A 16,598-nucleotide genomic window follows, 5' to 3' on the forward strand; every position below is an offset into this window, starting at 1 on the left:
CCCCCCCCCCCCCCCCCCCCCCCCGCCCGGCCGCCCCCCCCCCCCCCCCCCCCCCCCCCCCCCCCCCCCCCCCCCCCCCCCCCCCCCCCCCCCCCCCCCCCCCCCCCCCCCACTCCGCTCAGGCGGTGGTGAGGACGACGGGGCCCTCGTCGGTCACCGCGACCGTGTGCTCGACGTGCGCGGCGCGCCGGCCGTCGGCGGTGACGACCGCCCACCCGTCCTTCTTGTGCTTGTACCGCTCGTCGCCGGCCAGCAGCATCGGCTCGATCGCCAGGGTGCTGCCCGCCTGCAGCCGCACCCGGTCCAGCCCGGTCATCGGCCGGTTGGGCACGAACGGCGGCTCGTGCATGGAGCGCCCGATGCCGTGCCCGCCGTGGTCGGGCAGGTGGGCGAAGCCGTACCGGCGGGCCACCGTGTCGATCGCCGTCGCCACGTCCAGCAGCGTCGCCCCCGGCACCGACGCGGCGATGCCCGCCGCCAGCGCCTCCTCGGTCGCCCGCACGAGCCGGGCGTCCTCCTCCGCGGGGCTCCCGCCGATCAGCAGGGTTATCGCCGCGTCGCCGTTCCAGCCGTCGACGATCGCGCCGCAGTCGATGCTGAGCACGTCGCCCTCGTGCAGCCGCCGGCCGCTGGGCCGGCCGTGCACCACGACCTCGTTGGGCGACAGGCACAGCGCGCCGTTGTAGGCCGTCGGCGCCCAGGCCGGCTTGTAGCCGAGGAAGGACGACGTCGCCCCGGCCTCCCGGATGCAGGTCTGCGCCAGGTCGTCGAGGTCGCGCAGCTTCACGCCCGGCGCGGCCGCGGCCCGGACCGCGGCGAGCGTCTCGGCGACCACCCGGCCGGCGTCGCGCATGGCGTCCAGCTCGAGCGCCGTGCGGCGGGTCAGGGTCGTCGTCTTCACGCCCTCCACGGTACGAGGGCGGTCCCCGGGGGCCCGGGCGTCAGGCCGTGCCGACGTCCCTCGGGTCGGGGGTGCGGAACGGCGGGTCGGCCGGCTCCCGGGGCGCGTGCGGCTCTCCCTCGGCGCGGTCGGGGTCCTCGCCCTCGACGCCGAAGCCCTCGGCCGGCGGTGGCGCCCCCCTCCCGGCGTCGGCGGCGGGGATGCCGTCGTCGGGGTCGGGCAGCTGCGGTTCGAACGGTGCGGACATCGACATGACCGCTCGGTACCCGTGTCCTGGCGCCCGTCCGCGAGATCAGGTGAACACGCGGTGGACAGCGGGCGTACACCGGACCCTGGTCCGGTCTGCGGCAGGCGGAGGGAAGGCGCGGCCCGGTCGACCGGCGCACTCTGCGGGCGGATTCCCCACGTTGCGGGTGCTGCGGGACCCGCAACGGTGGGGAGAACACCGGCACGGTCACCGCTCACGTCCCCAGCGGGCCGTCCCGGGCATCCGAGTGAGGCCCGCCTACCCTTCCCCCGTGGCAGCGGCAGCGACGGTCGAGGGCGGGCGGGCACCCGCTCCCCCGCCGGCTGCCGGGCGCCGGTGGGCGCCGCTGCTCGAGCTGCTCCCCCCGCTGCTGCTCGTGGCGCTGGGCTGCGTGCTGCTCTCCGCCGGGCAGGGGCTGTGGTTCGACGAGCTCTTCACCGCCGAGGTCGTCCGCCTGCCGCTGGGCGACATCGTGCACGCAGCCGTGAGCGGCGAGGGGACGACGAGCTACCTGGCCGGCATCCCGCCGTCCTACAACGCGCCCTACTACGTCGTCGCGCACCTCTGGACGCTGCTGCCCGGCCTCGGCGGCGACACCTCGCTGCGGGTGCTCTCGCTGCTGGCGGCCGCCGGCGGCGTCGCGCTGATCACCCGGGCCGTCGCGCGGCTGGCCGGCCGGGCGACCGGGGTCCTCGCCGGGCTGGCCCTCGCCGCGAACCCGCTGCTGCTCGAGCAGGCGGTCGAGGCGCGCAGCTACGGGCTCGCCGTCCTGGCCACCGGCGGCGCGCTGCTCGGCCTGGTCGGCCACCTGCAGGACCGCCCGCGCGGGCTGCTGCTGTTCGGCCTGGCCGGCGCCGGCATGGGGCTCATGCACTGGTACGCCGTCACCGTCCTGGCCGCGTTCGTCGCGGCGGCGGTGCTCCTGCGCGGCCGGCGCGCGCTCCCGGTGGGAGCGGTCGGCGCGCTGGCGGCGCTGCCCACCGTGGCGCTGGTCGCCATGAACCTGCTCAACGGCACCGGCGGGCGCAACGCCGAGCACCTGAACGACACCGGCGGACGGCTCGCCGACCTGGCCGTGGAGGCCTGGGCGGGTGGCCGTACGCCGCTGCTGTACCTGACGGTCGTCCTCGCCGTCCTCGGCGTGGTCCGGGGCCGGGGCGTGCGCGTCGTCGGCGCCTGCTGGGTGCTGGTGCCGCTGGCCCTGCTGCTGCTCGCCGAGCTGGTTCGGCCGGTCTACCTGCCGCGCTACCTGCTGGCGGGGCTGCTCGGGCTGGCCGTCCTGGCCGCGGCCGGCGCCCTGGCCGCCCCGCGCGGCGCCCGGTCGGGCGTCGGCGCCGCGCTCGTCGGCTTCTCCCTGCTCGCCGCCGCACCGCTGGCCGACCGCGAGCCGCGGGAGACCTCCGACCGGCTGGTCGAGGCGCTCGCGTCGCTGCACCGGCCCGGTGAGCCGGTGGTCGGCGCCGACCTGCGCTCGGCCATGGGGCTCGACCACTACGTGCGCACCGCGGCGCCGCAGCTGCGGGCCGACCTCTACCTGCCCCCCGACGACGCCCCGCCGGAGGCGACCCGGGTGTGGCTGGTCCGCCGGGAGGTGCGCGGCGAGTTCCTCCCCACCGACGACGCCGACCTGCTCACCGACGCCGGCCTGTCGGTGTCCCGCGAGTGGCCCTTTCCCGGCAGCAAGACGAACCTGGTGCTCCAGCTCTGGACCCGCTGAGCGAGCCGCTGAGCGACCCGGGAACCGCCGCGCACCGATGAGAACCCGGCCTCCGCGCCGTCTCCCCGTCGTACCCGCACGGCGCCCCGGCCGGGGCGGGTACCCGGAGGTGGGCGGGTGGCCTGGGCCGTCGAGACCGAGGGGCTGGTCGCGGTCGTCGGCGGGCTCGACGGGGTGGACCTGCGCGTGCCGGCCGGCTGCGTGCACGGGGTCGTCGGCTCGGACGCGGCGGGCCCGTCGGCGCTGGTCCGCGTGCTCGCCACCCTGCAGCGCCCCGACGGCGGGTGGGCCCGGGTGCTCGGGGCCGACGTCGTCGCCGACGCCGAGGTCGTGCGCGCACGGGTCGGCTGCACCGGGCGGACGGCGTGGTTCGACCCGCGGCGCAGCGGCCCGGCGAACCTGGTGGAGCTGGCCCGGCTGCTCGGGTACTCGCGCGCCGCGGCGCTGCTGCGCACCGACCAGCTGCTGTCCGGCTTCGGCCTGGCCGGTGCCGCGGCCGGCCGCCCGCTGGCCACCTACACGCCCGCCATGCGCCGGCGGCTCGATCTCGCCGCCAGCATCGTCGTCCGCCCCGAGCTCGTGCTCCTCGACGAGCCGACGGCGGACCTGGACCCGCCCTGCCGGGCCGGGGTGGCCGAGGTGCTGCGCGCCCTCGTCCGCGCCGGGACGACGGTGCTGCTGACGACCCGCGACCTCGACGAGGCGGCGCGGCTGGCCGACCGCCTCTCGCTGCTGAGCGGCGGCCGCGTCGTCGCCGAGGGGACGGCCGGCGAGCTGCGGGCGCGGGCCGGGCGGCCTCAGTGACGGCGGTGCCGCAGCGCCCACCCCAGCGAGCGCACCGACTGCACCAGCCGCGCCCGTCCGGTCCACGCCGAGCTGCCCGAGCCGCGGACGTCGCGGGCCACCGGGACGCTGGTCACCGGGCGGCCGGCCACGCCCACCGCGAGCACCACGCTGGGCGCCGACCCGGCGAGCACGGCCGCGCGCACCGCCGGGCCCATCGCCAGGAAGGCGCCGGCGTCGGGCGGCAGGCCGGTCAGCCGGGCCGCGACCCGGCGGTGCAGCCGCCCGGTGAGCCGCCGCAGCGGCGAGGTGTAGCTCCCGCGCCGGCCGGCGAAGACCGCCTCGGCGTCCCCGGCGGCCAGCCGGTCGAGGAGCAGGGGGACGGCCTCGGGCGGGTCCTGCAGGTCGGCGTCGAGGCACACCCACGCGTCGGCGCCGGGCTCGTCGGCCAGGCCGCGGGCGATCGCGGCGTGCTGGCCGACGTTGCGCTCCAGCACCGTCGCGGCGATCCGCGGGTCGGCGCACGCCAGCCGGCCGGCCACCGCGGCGCTGTCGTCGGGCGAGGCGTCCACGACCAGCCGCAGCCGCCACTCCCGGCCGGCCAGCGCGGCGCCCAGCCGGGCGGCGAGGGGCGCCAGGGTGTCGGCGTTGCCGTAGACGGGGACGACGACGGCCACGCGGGCGCCGGTCACCGGTACTCCTCGGCCCAGATGCGCCCCAGCCCCTCCTCCAGGTCCACCGTGGGCCGCCAGCCCAGCAGCTCGGCCGCGGCCCGGGGATCGCTGACCCAGTCGGCGGTGTCCCAGGAGCGGCCCGGGTGCGCGCCGGCGGCGGTGGCGATCGGGCGACCGGTGGCCCGCTCGGCCGCGGCCACCAGCTCCTCGGTCGAGCTCTGCACGCCGGTGCCGATGTTCAGCACCTGCCCCGGCGGCAGGTCGTCGGCGGTGGCCGCCCGCACGCACGCGTCGACCACGTCCCCCACCCACACCCAATCCCGGCGGCTGACGGCCGCGGGCAGCGGCACGGTGCCGCCGTCGCGGGCGGCGGCCAGCACGACGGGCACCAGCCGCGTGGGGTGGTCGCCGGGGCCGTACACCTGGAAGGCCCGCAGCACGGCCGCCCGCACGCCGCGCTCGGCGGCCGCGGCCTGCAGCAGCAGCGACCCGGCGGCCTTGGTGGCGCCGAAGAACCCGCGGGGGTGCAGCGGCGCGTCCTCGGCCAGGGGCCGCGGGCCGGCCGCGTACTCGGTCGAGGACCCCAGCCGCACCACCGCGCGGCAGCGATCGGGCAGCGCGTCGACCAGCCAGGGAGTGGTGTTGACCGCCGTGGTGGCGGCCCGCTCGGCGGCGGTCGCCTTGCCCCGTCCCGCGGCGAGGGAGAAGACGACGTCGGGGTCGGCGGCGCGCACCGCGGCCGCACCGGCCACGGGGTCGGCCAGGTCCACCACGCCGTGGGTCAGCCCGACGGCGTCCCAGCCCTCGGCCCGCAGCCGCCGCACCAGGTGCCGGCCGACGAAGCCACCGGCACCGGTGACCAGCGCTCTCACCCGCGATCGGTCCTCACGCGCGCGCCGGGACGGCGACCGGTGCCGGCGCACGCCCCGCGGCACGCCCGCCCTCGACGGCGGCGACGAACTCGGCGCGCCGGGCCGCGGCGGTCGCGGCGTCGGCGGCCCGGAGCCGGTCCAGCCCGGCGAGCAGCCGCGGCACCTCGACGGCGGGCTCGCGGCCGGCCATGTCGGCGGTGAAGGACCGGCGCAGGAACGTGAAGTCGGTGCCCAGCCGGACCAGCTCCGCGGCCAGCAGTTCGCTGGGCACCGGGGCGCCGCCCTCGAGCAGGGTGAGCCCGCCGACCCCGAACGGCTGGGCGACCTCGCTGCGGACGGCGTCCACGGTGCCGTCGACCAGCGGCCGGAACAGCTCCTTGCTGCGCCGGTCGATGCGCAGGTCGTTGAGGCCGACGTAGATCCGCGACAGCGGCCGGCGGGCCAGCGCCGCGGCGCGGTCGACGGCGTCCTGGGTCTCCACCAGGATGCCCAGCCCGCACCGGCCGCCGATCAGGTCGAGGGTGCGGTCGACCTCCTCGGTGCCGCGCACCATGGGCAGCAGGATCTCGTCGGCCCCCGCGGCGAGGGCGTCGGCCACCTCGCCCGCCGTCCAGGGGCCGTGGCCGTTGATCCGGCACAGCAGGCGGCCGTCGGTCGCGGCCCGCATGCGGACGAGGTCCTCGAGGGTGTCGTAGTTGATCTGCGTGCCCTCGCCGCGCTGCCGGCGGTGCTTCCCCCGCCGCTCCCAGTCGACGACGATCCCGGCGGCACCGGCCGCGACGACGTCCCGGCCGAAGAGGGGATCCACGGTGAAGAGCAAGAGGTCCACAGCCGGTGAGCTTAGGCACACCTAAGACCGAACCGGGGGCCGGTCCCCTCCGGCGTGCCGTCAGCCGGCGGCGGGCACCTGCGGCGGCAGGGACGGCTCGACCGGGACGGGGTCGCCGCCGGCGGGGAACGGCAGCCCGGCGCCGAGGACCTCGATGGCGACCTCGTCGCCGGGGACGGGCAGGGCGCGACCGTCCAGCCGGGCGCTGACCGCGCGTCCCGAGGGCAGCAGCAGCCGCACCCGCGCGTCGTGGCCGAAGAAGTCGACGGCGCCCACGTGCGCCACCGTTCCGCCGGAACCGGCCGCGGTCAGCCGCAGCTGCTCCGGGCGCAGCAGCACGGTGGCCGGGCCGTCCGCGGCCACCTGCTCGAGCGGGAGGGAGCCCAGCTCGCAGTGCGCTCGGCCGTCGCGGACGTCGGCCGGCAGGACGACGGCCTCGCCGACGAACGTCGCCACGTCGAGGTCCCGCGGCCGGCGGTAGAGCGTCCGCGGATCGGCGAGCTGGACCAGCCGGCCACCGCGCAGGACCGCCACCTGGTCGGCCATCGACAGCGCCTCGGACTGGTCGTGGGTGACCAGCACGGCGGTCGCCCCGGTCGCGGCCAGCGCGTCGGTCACCGCACGCCGGGTGTCCTCGCGCAGCGAGGCGTCCAGGGACGAGAACGGCTCGTCGAGCAGGACCAGCGAGGGCCGCGGGGCGAGCGCCCGGGCCAGGGCCACCCGCTGCTGCTGCCCGCCGGAGAGCTGGTGCGGCGCGCGGTCGGCCAGCGCGGCGTCCAGGCCCACCAGCGCCAGCAGGTCCGCGACCAGCCCGCGGTCCCGGCGCTGCCGCCGCGGCAGGCCGAAGGTGACGTTCCCGGCGATCGACAGGTGCGGGAACAGGCCGCCCTCCTGCGGCACGAAGCCGATGCCGCGGCGCCGGGCCGGCACCCCGCGCCCGGGGCCGGCGACGACCCGGCCGCCGAGCTCGACCGTGCCGGTGTCCGGGTCGTCGAAGCCGGCCACGATCCGCAGCAGGGTGGTCTTCCCGCACCCGGAGGGGCCCAGGAGCGCCGTGGTCGTCCCGGACGGCACGTGCAGGTCGATCCCGGTCAGCACCGGGGTCGGCCCGTAGGACTTCGTCACGTCCAGGACGGTCAGCTCGCTCATGTGGTCAGACCTCGTCGGGCGTCTCGGGAGAGCAGCACGGTAGCGGGGGCGGACAGCAGCACCATGACCAGGGCGTAGGGCGCGGCGGCCCCGTACTCCAGCGCGCTGCTCGCCGACCAGAACGCCGTCGCCAGCGTCGTCGTCCCGGTGGGCGCGAGCAGCAGGGTCGCGGTGAGCTCGGTGACCACGGCCAGGAAGACCAGCGCCGCGCCGGCGCCGATGCCCGGCGCCAGCAGCGGCAGCGTGACCCGCCGCAGCCGGCCCGGCGCGGAGACGCCCAGGGACGCGGCGACGTCGTCGTGCAGCCGGGGCGACTGCTCGACCGCCGCGCGCACGGTGACGATCGCCCGCGGCAGGAACAGGATCGCGTAGGCGGCCAGCAGCACCGGCACGGTCTGGTAGAGCCACGGCGTGGCCCGGATGCTCACCGTGACCAGCGCGAGCGCGATGACGATGCCCGGCAGCGCGCTGCCCACGTAGGTGCTCCGCTCCAGCAGCGTGCTCACCGGGCCGCGGTGGCGGACGGCGAGCCAGCCGGTGGGCAGCGCCATCGCCGTCGTGACCGCGGCGGCGACCGCGGCCAGGCCCAGGGTCGAGCCGGTGGTGGTGGCGAGCTGCCCCAGGTCCAGCTGGGCCGAGGCGCCGCGCACCAGCCAGGTGACCAGGCTGGCCAGCGGGACCGCCACGGCGAGCCCGACCAGCGCACCGAGCCCGGCCAGCGCGGGGGCGGTCAGCGCACCGAGCCGGACCGGGTGCGGCGGGCGGGCGACCCCGGCGCCGGTGCGGGCGTACCCGCGGGAGCCGCGCAGCCGGATCTCCGCGATCAGCAGCACCAGGCACAGCAGCACGAGCACGCCCGCCAGCGCGGTGGCGCCCGGGCCGTTGAAGGTGGCCCGGTACTGGTCGTAGATGGCGGTGGTGAACGTCGGGTACCGCAGCATCGCGAAGGCGCCGAACTCGCCCAGCACGTGCAGCGCGATGAGCAGGCTGCCGCCCAGGACCGCCACCCGCAGCTGCGGCAGCTGCACCCGCCGGAACACCGCCCAGGTGGACAGGCCCAGGCCGCGGGCGGTGTCCTCCAGCGCCGGGTCCAGCCCGCGGAACGCGGCGACGACCGGCAGGTAGACGAACGGGAAGTAGGACAGGGACACCACCAGCAACGCGCCGCCGTAGGTGTCCAGGCCCGGCAGCAGCGAGATCCAGGCGTAGCTGTTGACGAACGCCGGCACCGCCAGCGGGGCCACCAGCAGCACGTGCCAGGCGCGCCGCCCCGGCAGCGCCGTCCGCTCGACCAGCCACGCCGCCCCCACCCCGAGGACGGCGCACACGGCGACCGTGCCGACCACCAGCCGGGCGGTGTTCCACAGCAGATCGGCGACCCGGCGGCGGAAGACCAGCTCCGAGACGCCGCTCCAGCCCATGTCGGCGATGCCGGCGACGATGTGGCCCAGCGGCACGAGCGCGAGCGCGGCGACGGCCGCGGCCAGCAGGACGGTGACCGGCGAGCGGCGCAGGGCGCGCCGGACGGCGGGCGCGCGCCGGCTCCGGGACGGCGGCCGGGGAGCCGCCGTCCCGGGGACCGGGAGCGACGCCGGGGCGCTCAGAGCAGTCCCACCTCCTGCATCAGCTCGGTGACCCGTCGCTGGTCCAGCCCGCCCGGGTCGACCGGAGGCGCGCCGAGGGTGTCGAGCGGGGGCAGCGCCGCGGCCGAGGCGACACCGGTGCCCACGGCGTACTCCAGCGCGGAGCTCTCGGCCAGCCGCTCCTGCGCCGCGGGGCTGGTCAGGTACTCCACCAGCCGCTGGGCCTCCTCGGGCTGGTCGGAGGAGGCGAGCACGCCGGCGCCCGAGACGCTCAGGAAGGCGCCGGGGTCGGCGTTGCGGAAGAAGTGCAGGGCCGCGTCGTCGCCGCGCAGGCCGTTCTCGGCCTGGTCCCGGTACCAGTAGTAGTGGTACATGATCCCGGCGTCGATCTCGCCCTCGTCGGCGGCGGTCATCACCGCGGTGTTGCTCTGGTAGACGTCGGCGTTGCGCTCCAGGCCCTCCAGCCAGGCGCGCGTCTCGTCCTCCCCGCGCAGGACGAGCACCGCGCTGACGATGGCCTGGAAGTCCGCCCCGCCGGCCGCGATGCCGATGCGGCCCTCCCACTCGGGGTCGGCCAGGTCCATGATCGACGCCGGCAGCTCCGACTCGGGCAGCTGCTCCGGGTTGTAGACCAGCACGGTGCTGCGGGCGGCGAAGCCGGTCCAGGTGCCCGACGAGGGCCGGAACTGCTCGCCCACCTGGTCCAGCGTCGCTTGCTCCAGCGGCGCGAGCAGCCCCTCGCGGTCGAGGACGTCGATCGCCGGGCTGTTCTCGGTGAGGAAGACGTCGGCGGGCGAGGCGTCGCCCTCCTGGATGATCTGGTTGGCCAGCTCCGCGTCGTTGCCCTCGCGGAACTCCAGCTCGATGCCGGTCTCCTCGGTGAAGTCCTCGAGCATCGTGCGCACGAGGCTCTCGTGCTGCGCGCTGTAGACGGTCAGGGTGTCGGTGTCGTCCCCGCCGCAGCCGGCCAGCACGCCGGCGACGGTGAGGGCGGAGAGAACGGCGGCGGTCGCTCGCCCGGGGCTGTGCACGGGTCCTCCAGGTGTGATGTAGGCCAGGCACACCTAAGCAGACCGACGGTACCGCGGCGGCGAGCGTTCCCCGTGCGTTACAACCACGGGGTGGCCGATCCCGTGTTCCGCAGCGCCCGCTTCGCCGACCTGACCCCGTTCGAGGTCTACGCCCTGTGCCGGCTGCGGGTCGACGTCTTCGTCGTCGAGCAGCAGTGCCCCTACCCCGAGCTCGACGGGCGGGACGTCGAGCCGGCCACCCTGCACCTGTGGGCGGAGGTCGACGGCGAGGTCGCCGCGACCATCCGGGTGCTCGACGACGGCGCCACCCGCGCCATCGGCCGGGTGGCGACCGCACCGGCGCACCGGGGCCTCGGCCTGGCCGCCCGGCTGGTCGAGGCCGGCATCGCGCTGTGCGACGAGCACCCGGTCACGCTGGGCGCGCAGGCCCACCTCGAGGGCTGGTACGAGCGGTTCGGCTTCCGGCGCAGCGGGCCGGGCTACGACGAGGACGGCATCCCGCACGTGCCGATGCGGCGCGACCCGTCCTGATGGGTGTGTCCCTGTTCCGCCGCCCCCGGTATCGAGCCGTTCACCGGATCTGTCCGGAACGGCGCGTGCTGCGGCCACCCGGCCGAGCCGCACGGCGTAGCGCTGGGGGCTTTGGCCTCGAGCCCGCTCGGCTCTCAGGCGGACGGTAGCGGCTCTCGGTCGTGGGTCTGCGTGGCCGGTGCGCTCGCAGGTCGGAAGCCCTTCACTGCGCAGTAGACACCCAGCGAGAGCTCCCACACGGCCTCCGGAAGGAACAGGACGGCCCCGAGCCCCTCGCCGTTCCTGGTCACTCCGGCCAGGATCAGCATGGCCGAGAGGATCAGGAGGGATCCGCCGACCAGACCCAGCAGCGCCAGCCCCCGGGGCACGAGGCCCGACACGTACATGAGGTAGCCCAGCAGCAGTCCGTTGCCGATGCCCGCCACGAGTCCCGGCCCCCATTCGAACGCCCACTGGTAGGCGTGCGCCCAGCTGTCACCCTGGACCTGGAGTGCGACCGCCTCGCCGCCGCTCGCCCCGTCCATCGCGCTGATGACCGACACCAGCGACAGCATGCTGATGAGGCCGATGGCCGCGAAGACGGACTCGATGGTCCGGGCGCTCACGTAGCCGAGCGCGATCGTGTGCCTCCACCTGCGCGCGATCGGATACAACACGACGGCGGTTCCGAGTTGGGTGACGATCAGACCGAACTCGAGGAGCGCGCCCCACTTCAGGCTCGCCGAGGAGGCGTCTGCAGGGACGAACCGCATGTCGGTCCAGCTCGCGCCGGCCCCGTCGACGAACAGCAGGCGCGCCGGGATGCTCGTCAGGAACGTCCCGATGAACAGCCATCCGAAGATCCGACCAGATCGCTGCAGGTCCATGGTCGGTCCTCCTCCATGTGCGACCTCACCTGCAGGCTCGAGGAACGTGCAGGATCGGCATCACGCTGGCCGTGCGATGCCCCGGCCGCCAGGGTCTTTGGGACCTGCCGGTTCCGATTCGACGGCGGGGAGCCGCATGCCGAGCGCCTCGGATGGGTGGCCGGTCGGGATGTGCATGCCGCTGCGCGCCGGCGGCCCTCCTCTGGGGACAGGTGCTGGGTGTCGGCCCCCGACTCGCGCGCGGCCGCGTGCAGCACCCACCGTGGGACGGGGGCGTCCCGGGTCGCGCCGCCCGGCGACCGGCACCATCGGCGGGATGGACGCCGAGGCCCTGCTGCACACGACCGCCGACCGGCTCGAGGCGCTGGCCGCCCGGGCGACGCCCGGCGACTGGCAGCTCACCGGCCTGCTGGCCAGCCGCCCCGAGGTCGTGGCGGTCCGGCCGGACGGGAGCTCCGAGCACGTCGCTGAGGCGCGGGCGGCCTCCGGTGCGTGGATCGCGGCGCTGTCCCCCGCCGTCGCCGCTCCGCTGGCCGCCGCCCTGCGCGAGGCCGCCGGCGATCCGGCCGGGGCGTCCGCCCTGGTGGCGCTCGCCGGTCGGCTCGCCGCGCGGCTGCCCGGCTGACCGGCCGCTCGCGCCCGCGTGCCGGCGCGGGCGTGGTCCGGGCACGGGCGGGTACGACGCGGCGATGGCGGACGACACGAACCCCGGCGGCTTCGCCGGCCGGCTCGGCATCCGGGTGGAGGGGGCCGGGGACGGCGACGCCCGGCTGGCGTTCCGGGTGACCGACGAGCACCTCAACCCGGCCGGGACGCTGCACGGCGGCGTCCTCGCCACGCTCGTCGACACGGCGATGGGCCGGGCCGTGCGCACGGTGACCGGGGAGGGCGACGTCCCGGCCACCAGCCAGCTCACCGTCACCTACCTGCGGCCGGGCCGGGCCGGCCCGCTCACCGTCCGCGCCGCCGTGCGCACCCGCGGCGAGCACCTCACCATCTGCGAGGCCGACGTCGAGCAGGACGGGCAGGCCGTGGCCCACGCGGTCGCGACCTTCGCCCTCCTGCACCGCTGAGACGCCGGCCGCCCCGGTTCGGGCTCGGGCTACCCCGCGACGAGGACGACGGCAGCGGGGACCGCGGCGGCGCCCTCGTCGTCGACGCCGTCGGCGGTGCTGGCGCACCGGGTGACCGACAGCAGGATCGCCATCAGCACGACGAACAGCGCGATGATCGCGGCGGGGATGAACTTCCCGGCACGACGGCCGCGGTCGGTCGGGCGGCCGCCGACCCGGTCCTGGTCGCCGGGGTCCGGAGGGGACGCGGAGTGGGACATGGGGCCTCCTCGGCCGGGTCGTGGCGCCGGCGGGAACGCCGGGCGGCTGCTTCCCGGAAGGCATGCCCGGTGCCCGGGGACTCACACGTGCGGCCCGGCCCCGCGCCGGGGCACCATCGGGGCATGACCACCGCCACCTGGAACGGGACCGTCATCGCCGAGTCCGACGACATCGTGACAGTGGAGGGCAACGCCTACTTCCCGCGCGCGTCGGTGCGCGACGACGTGCTGCGCCCCTCGGACACGCACACGACCTGCCCGTGGAAGGGAGAGGCGTCCTACTTCTCGATCGAGGTGGACGGGCAGACCAACCGCGACGCCGCCTGGTACTACCCGCAGCCCAAGCCGGCGGCCGAGGAGATCACCGGCCGGGTCGCCTTCTGGCGGGGCGTCGAGGTGCGCTAGCGACGCGGACGGGCGCCGGCGAGGTCGCGGGCGGAGGCGGCGTCGCCGGGGTCGAGCGCCCGGGTCCGCTCCTGCCGCTCGATGAGCCGGTGGTACGCCGTCCAGGCCTCCTCGGGCGTCGCGTCGAGCGCCGCGCCGATCTCCTCCCAGCCGGCACCGCCGCGCAGCGCGGCCCGGATGCCGATGAGCTGGCTGTCGCGCGCCTTGCGGGCGATGACCTCGCCGAGGGCCAGCAGCTCCAGGGACTCGGGGACGTCGAGGTTGGTCTCGGTGTCGCGGATGGCGCTCCAGTCGTCCGGGTCCTCCTCGGCGACGGTGTTGAGCGTCGTGACCCCGCTGTCGCGCCGGCTGAGGAAGTCCAGCCGGGTCGTGGCGGTGCTCAGGGAGAACTCCCGCTCCAGGGCCTCGGGCGTGATGTGCATGGCTTCCACCATGCCCCGCAGCGCTCGCGCTCCGCGACCCGGAGGACTGCGACACCGGACACGCAGGACGCCGGACCCGCCGGGCCGCGGGCACGGCGTCCGGCGGGTCCGGCGCCTAGCTAGGGTGCTCGCCGTGCGGCACGGCGAGCGCTCGGTCCTCCGGCCGTCCGGCGCGTGGCGGCGGCTGGCGCGCGAGCTGTCCGGGTTCGGTCTCGTCGGCGGCACCTGCTTCGTGCTCGACCTGCTGCTGTTCCAGCTGCTCTACGCGCACGCGGGGGTGGAGGCGGTCGCCGCCAAGGCCCTGTCGACGGTCGTGACGACCGCGGTGGCCTTCACCGGTCACCGGCTGATCACCTACGGCGGGCGGCCGAGATCGGCCCCCGGCCGGGGGTTCGCGCTGTTCGCCCTGACCAACGGGACGACGCTGCTGCTGGGCCTGTCGATCATCGGGTTCGTCCGCCACGGGCTGAATCAGCAGGACGCGCTGGTGCTGCAGGTGGCGAACGTCGTGTCGATCGCGGCCGGGACGGCGATCCGGTTCGTGGTCTACCGGCGGTGGGTGTTCCCCGCGGCTCCTCCGGCGTGAGCGAGGGCCCGCGCCCCGGCGACGGGGTGCGGGCCCTGGCCACGGGTGCCGCGCGTCAGCTGTCGACGCCGACGGCCTCCTTCGCGACGGCGGCGAGCGCGACCTGGGCGGCGCTGATCACGCTCGACCGGTTCTTGTGCGTCTCCTCGTAGCGGATGACGACGTTGATCTCGTGCGGCGAGCGCAGCGCCTTGGCGGCCTTGGCGGCGTCGGCGGTCGACAGCGAGTCGTAGCCCTTGACGGGCAGTTCGTCGGCGGTCACGTCGCCGAGCTGCTCGCGGGCCGCCCGGGCGGTGTCCGCGGCGTCACGGTCGCCCTCGCGGCGGGCGATCCGCTCGGCCCGGCGCAGCGCGGCGGCGCGGCCGACGGTGAGCGTCTCGCGGACGGCACCGGTGAACGTGGAGGCCTTGCCGGCGACCTCGCCGAGCTTGTCCTCGGCCCCCTCGCGCACCTGCTGGGCGCTGTCGAGCACCTCGTTGACCCGGTTGGCCACGAAGCGCACCGGCGCGTTGGCCGCTCGGGCCGCCGTCCCGGCGACGCGCTGCAGCGGCGTCGGCACCAGCGCGGCGGGGCCGCCCAGGGCCTCCTCGGCGAGCACCACGGTCAGCCACTCGACGGTGGCCCGGTGCGCGGCGACCAGGCGCTCGGCCAGCTGCTCGACCTGCGGCAGCCCGGCCGTCTTGGCGAGCACCTTGACGTAGGTAGCGCGGTCCAGCAGCTGGTGCTCCAGCTGCAGGTCGGTCAGCAGGGCCTCCTCGAGCGGGGCGGCCTGCTCGAACGTCGCCTTGAGCAGGGCGGAGAGCCGGCCGATCGCGGGGGTGACGACGTCGGGCACCCCGCCCAGGGCACGCAGCTGCTCGGTGATCAGGCGGGTCCGCTCGGCGGCGTTGTCGGCGTTGCGCACCAGCTCGCGGCGGACGGCGTCCGTGCGCGCCTGCGCGACCCGGGTGCGGGCGACCTGCTCCTCGGTCTGCGACAGCAGCACCAGCGCGCGCAGCTGGTTGATGATCTTGGCGTTGTCGGTCATGGGGACGGGGTGCCCCGCACGGCCGTCCGCTAACTCCAGCAAGCGGATTGCTAGCCGTGACCTCGCCCACGCCGCCCCGCCCCGTGACGCGGCGTGACCGGCAGATGTCCGCGGGGTCCGCTTCCGGTCACGGCGGTGCGGAACTCCCCGGGATGTGCCCGCAAACCTGGTCGATCCGCACCTGATGCGACGGCGGATCCCGGCGCTAGCGTTCGACCGTTCCCGCCGACGACCCCGAGGAGCGCCCGTGTCCGCCGTCCCCGTCATCGACGTCTCCGCCCTCCGCGCGGGATCCCTGGACGAGCGCCGGCGCGTCGGGGCCGAGATCGCGGCGGCCTGCGAGGAGATCGGCTTCTTCCAGATCACCGGTCACGGCGTCGACGAGGAGCTCGACGCGGCGACCTACCGGGCGGCGCGCGACTTCTTCGACCTGCCCGCGGAGCGCAAGGCGGAGGTGTCGCAGCCCTCGACCGACGTCGTCCGCGGGTGGTCGGCGGTCGGCGCCGAGGGCCTGGCCGCGTCGATGGACGCCGAGGCGCCGGGCGATCTGAAGGAGAAGTTCGACATCGGGATGCCGGACGTCCCCGACGACCCGTACTTCGGCCCGGAGCTGGCCGGCACCCACTTCGCGCCCAACCTCTGGCCCTCGGCGCTGCCGGAGATGCGCCCGCTGTTCGAGCGCTACTTCGCCGAGATGGCCGAGCTGTCACGGCTGCTCATGCGGGCCTTCGCGCTCGGCCTGGACCTCGACGAGGACTTCTTCGAGTCCAAGATCGACCGGCACATCAGCATGTTCCGGGCGATCAACTACCCCGACCAGCCCACCGAGCCCCTCCCGGGCCAGTTGCGCGCCGGCGTCCACACCGACTACGGCAGCCTGACGATCGTGCGGCAGGAGGAGGCACCGGGCGGGCTGCAGGTGCGCGACAAGACCGGGGCCTGGGTCGACGTCCCGGTCGTGCCCGGGGGGCTGGTCATCAACATCGGCGACCTCATGGCCGAGTGGACCAACGACCGCTGGGTGTCGACGCTGCACCGGGTGGTCAACCCGCCGCGGGAGGTGGCCGCCGACAGCCGCCGGCTGTCGCTCATCTTCTTCCACCAGCCGAACTACGACGCCGTCATCGAGTGCCTGCCCGGGTGCCTCGCCCCCGGGCAGACCCCGCGCCACGAGCCCGTGACGTCGGGAGCCCACCTGCTGGGCAAGTTCGTCAAGCAGGTCACGTACGCGTCCTGAGCGGGTCCGCTCCCCGGCGGCGCCCAGCGGCGACCGCTGCGCTCAGCGGACGGGCGCCGCCGGGGGCACCGGGGGCTTGCGGCGGGTCTCCAGGCGCAGGACCGGCTGGGTCAGGGCGAGCAGTTCCGTGCCGCAGGAGACGCAGTAAACGCCGCGCTGGTCGTGGGTGCCGCAGGTGGGGCAGGACACGGGCTCTCCTCGTTCCGGGAGTCCGTCGGGACTCGGGCCGGGCGACGATGTCACGCCGGCGACACCCGCCGGTCCCGTATGGGACGTGTGGGACGAGACGTCAGCGAACCGTCACGGAGCCGCCCGGACGCGACCGGGCGGGGGGGGGCCGGGGGGGGGGGGGGGGGGGGGGGGGGGGGGGGGGGGGGGGGGGGGGGCGCGCGCGCCCCCCCCATA

General features: G+C 76.4%; 21 protein-coding genes. 8 read left to right on the forward strand and 13 right to left on the reverse strand.

All coding sequences use genetic code 11. The features are described 5' to 3' along the window. Positions 1-118: 118 nt before the first annotated feature. Positions 119-901 carry a type I methionyl aminopeptidase gene (gene map, locus ACK586_RS12230; RefSeq protein WP_409330758.1) on the reverse strand — a complete coding sequence of 261 codons (783 nt, stop codon included), beginning with the start codon at positions 899-901 and terminating at the stop codon, positions 119-121. A gap of 40 nt (positions 902-941) precedes the next feature. After that, entirely contained in the window at positions 942-1,154 is a 213-nt protein-coding gene (locus tag ACK586_RS12235; RefSeq protein WP_409330759.1) for a hypothetical protein, read from the reverse strand. Between the two features lie 265 nt (positions 1,155-1,419). Here ACK586_RS12235 and ACK586_RS12240 point away from each other — a divergent pair, with 265 nt between their 5' ends. Together ACK586_RS12240 and ACK586_RS12245 are read left to right on the forward strand one after the other, a co-directional pair. Continuing rightward, positions 1,420-2,865 (forward strand): hypothetical protein, encoded by a 1,446-nt coding sequence (locus tag ACK586_RS12240; RefSeq protein ID WP_409330760.1) that lies wholly within the window; start codon positions 1,420-1,422, stop codon positions 2,863-2,865. 117 nt (positions 2,866-2,982) lie between these two features. Then, positions 2,983-3,669: an ATP-binding cassette domain-containing protein gene (locus ACK586_RS12245; protein WP_409330761.1), complete on the forward strand. Its 687-nt coding sequence runs from the start codon at positions 2,983-2,985 to the stop codon at positions 3,667-3,669. On the opposite strand, the gene ACK586_RS12250 is transcribed toward ACK586_RS12245, so the two are convergent. From ACK586_RS12250 to ACK586_RS12275, 6 genes are all read right to left on the reverse strand, one after another. Continuing rightward, positions 3,663-4,340: a glycosyltransferase gene (locus ACK586_RS12250; protein WP_409330762.1), complete on the reverse strand. Its 678-nt coding sequence runs from the start codon at positions 4,338-4,340 to the stop codon at positions 3,663-3,665. The two genes, ACK586_RS12245 and ACK586_RS12250, sit on opposite strands and share 7 nt — an antisense overlap. Beyond that, on the reverse strand, positions 4,337-5,194 hold the full coding sequence (locus ACK586_RS12255) for an NAD-dependent epimerase/dehydratase family protein (protein WP_409330763.1): 858 nt from the start codon (positions 5,192-5,194) through the stop codon (positions 4,337-4,339). The genes ACK586_RS12250 and ACK586_RS12255 overlap by 4 nt, the downstream gene beginning before the upstream one ends. Positions 5,195-5,207: 13 nt before the next feature. Next, positions 5,208-6,023 carry an aldolase gene (locus ACK586_RS12260; protein WP_409330764.1) on the reverse strand — a complete coding sequence of 272 codons (816 nt, stop codon included), beginning with the start codon at positions 6,021-6,023 and terminating at the stop codon, positions 5,208-5,210. 60 nt (positions 6,024-6,083) lie between these two features. Next, positions 6,084-7,172 (reverse strand): ABC transporter ATP-binding protein, encoded by a 1,089-nt coding sequence (locus tag ACK586_RS12265; protein ID WP_409330765.1) that lies wholly within the window; start codon positions 7,170-7,172, stop codon positions 6,084-6,086. Next, positions 7,169-8,629: an ABC transporter permease gene (locus ACK586_RS12270; RefSeq protein WP_409330766.1), complete on the reverse strand. Its 1,461-nt coding sequence runs from the start codon at positions 8,627-8,629 to the stop codon at positions 7,169-7,171. Before ACK586_RS12270 ends, ACK586_RS12265 begins: the two co-directional genes overlap by 4 nt. 143 nt (positions 8,630-8,772) lie before the next feature. Continuing rightward, the gene (locus ACK586_RS12275; RefSeq protein ID WP_409330767.1) at positions 8,773-9,786 is read right to left on the reverse strand and encodes an iron ABC transporter substrate-binding protein; all 1,014 of its coding nucleotides are present in this window, start codon (positions 9,784-9,786) and stop codon (positions 8,773-8,775) included. A 90-nt stretch (positions 9,787-9,876) separates the two neighbouring features. On the opposite strand from ACK586_RS12275, the gene ACK586_RS12280 reads away from it, so the two are divergent. Beyond that, positions 9,877-10,317, forward strand: a complete 441-nt coding sequence (locus tag ACK586_RS12280) for a GNAT family N-acetyltransferase (RefSeq protein WP_409330768.1) — start codon at positions 9,877-9,879, stop codon at positions 10,315-10,317. Between the two features lie 134 nt (positions 10,318-10,451). Here the strand turns inward: ACK586_RS12280 and ACK586_RS12285 are convergent, their stop codons facing one another. Further along, the gene (locus tag ACK586_RS12285) at positions 10,452-11,183 is read right to left on the reverse strand and encodes a DUF4386 domain-containing protein (protein ID WP_409330769.1); all 732 of its coding nucleotides are present in this window, start codon (positions 11,181-11,183) and stop codon (positions 10,452-10,454) included. A gap of 316 nt (positions 11,184-11,499) precedes the next feature. Here ACK586_RS12285 and ACK586_RS12290 point away from each other — a divergent pair, with 316 nt between their 5' ends. Next, positions 11,500-11,808 carry a hypothetical protein gene (locus ACK586_RS12290; protein ID WP_409330770.1) on the forward strand — a complete coding sequence of 103 codons (309 nt, stop codon included), beginning with the start codon at positions 11,500-11,502 and terminating at the stop codon, positions 11,806-11,808. Positions 11,809-11,872: 64 nt separating this feature from the next. Further along, on the forward strand, positions 11,873-12,256 hold the full coding sequence (locus ACK586_RS12295; protein WP_409330771.1) for a PaaI family thioesterase: 384 nt from the start codon (positions 11,873-11,875) through the stop codon (positions 12,254-12,256). Positions 12,257-12,285: 29 nt separating this feature from the next. Here ACK586_RS12295 and ACK586_RS12300 read toward each other — a convergent pair whose 3' ends face one another. Continuing rightward, entirely contained in the window at positions 12,286-12,516 is a 231-nt protein-coding gene (locus ACK586_RS12300) for a hypothetical protein (RefSeq protein ID WP_409330772.1), read from the reverse strand. 123 nt (positions 12,517-12,639) lie between these two features. Between ACK586_RS12300 and ACK586_RS12305 the strand changes: the two genes are divergently transcribed. After that, positions 12,640-12,921: a DUF427 domain-containing protein gene (locus ACK586_RS12305; protein WP_409330773.1), complete on the forward strand. Its 282-nt coding sequence runs from the start codon at positions 12,640-12,642 to the stop codon at positions 12,919-12,921. On the opposite strand, the gene ACK586_RS12310 is transcribed toward ACK586_RS12305, so the two are convergent. After that, positions 12,918-13,343, reverse strand: coding sequence for a hypothetical protein (locus ACK586_RS12310; RefSeq protein WP_409330774.1), 426 nt, complete (start codon positions 13,341-13,343; stop codon positions 12,918-12,920). The genes ACK586_RS12305 and ACK586_RS12310 overlap by 4 nt on opposite strands. A 133-nt stretch (positions 13,344-13,476) precedes the next feature. Between ACK586_RS12310 and ACK586_RS12315 the strand changes: the two genes are divergently transcribed. Continuing rightward, positions 13,477-13,929, forward strand: a complete 453-nt coding sequence (locus tag ACK586_RS12315) for a GtrA family protein (RefSeq protein WP_409330775.1) — start codon at positions 13,477-13,479, stop codon at positions 13,927-13,929. Positions 13,930-13,984: 55 nt separating this feature from the next. On the opposite strand, the gene ACK586_RS12320 is transcribed toward ACK586_RS12315, so the two are convergent. Beyond that, complete coding sequence (locus tag ACK586_RS12320) at positions 13,985-14,956, reverse strand: ferritin-like domain-containing protein (protein ID WP_409330776.1); 972 nt, start codon at positions 14,954-14,956, stop codon at positions 13,985-13,987. Between the two features lie 247 nt (positions 14,957-15,203). On the opposite strand from ACK586_RS12320, the gene ACK586_RS12325 reads away from it, so the two are divergent. After that, positions 15,204-16,193 (forward strand): isopenicillin N synthase family dioxygenase, encoded by a 990-nt coding sequence (locus tag ACK586_RS12325; protein WP_409330777.1) that lies wholly within the window; start codon positions 15,204-15,206, stop codon positions 16,191-16,193. 42 nt (positions 16,194-16,235) lie between these two features. On the opposite strand, the gene ACK586_RS12330 is transcribed toward ACK586_RS12325, so the two are convergent. Then, positions 16,236-16,382, reverse strand: coding sequence for a hypothetical protein (locus tag ACK586_RS12330; RefSeq protein WP_409330778.1), 147 nt, complete (start codon positions 16,380-16,382; stop codon positions 16,236-16,238). Positions 16,383-16,598 lie beyond the last annotated feature (216 nt).

Origin of the sequence: Trujillonella humicola, assembly GCF_046233715.1 — a bacterium.
Lineage (GTDB): Bacteria > Actinomycetota > Actinomycetes > Mycobacteriales > Geodermatophilaceae > Trujillonella > Trujillonella humicola.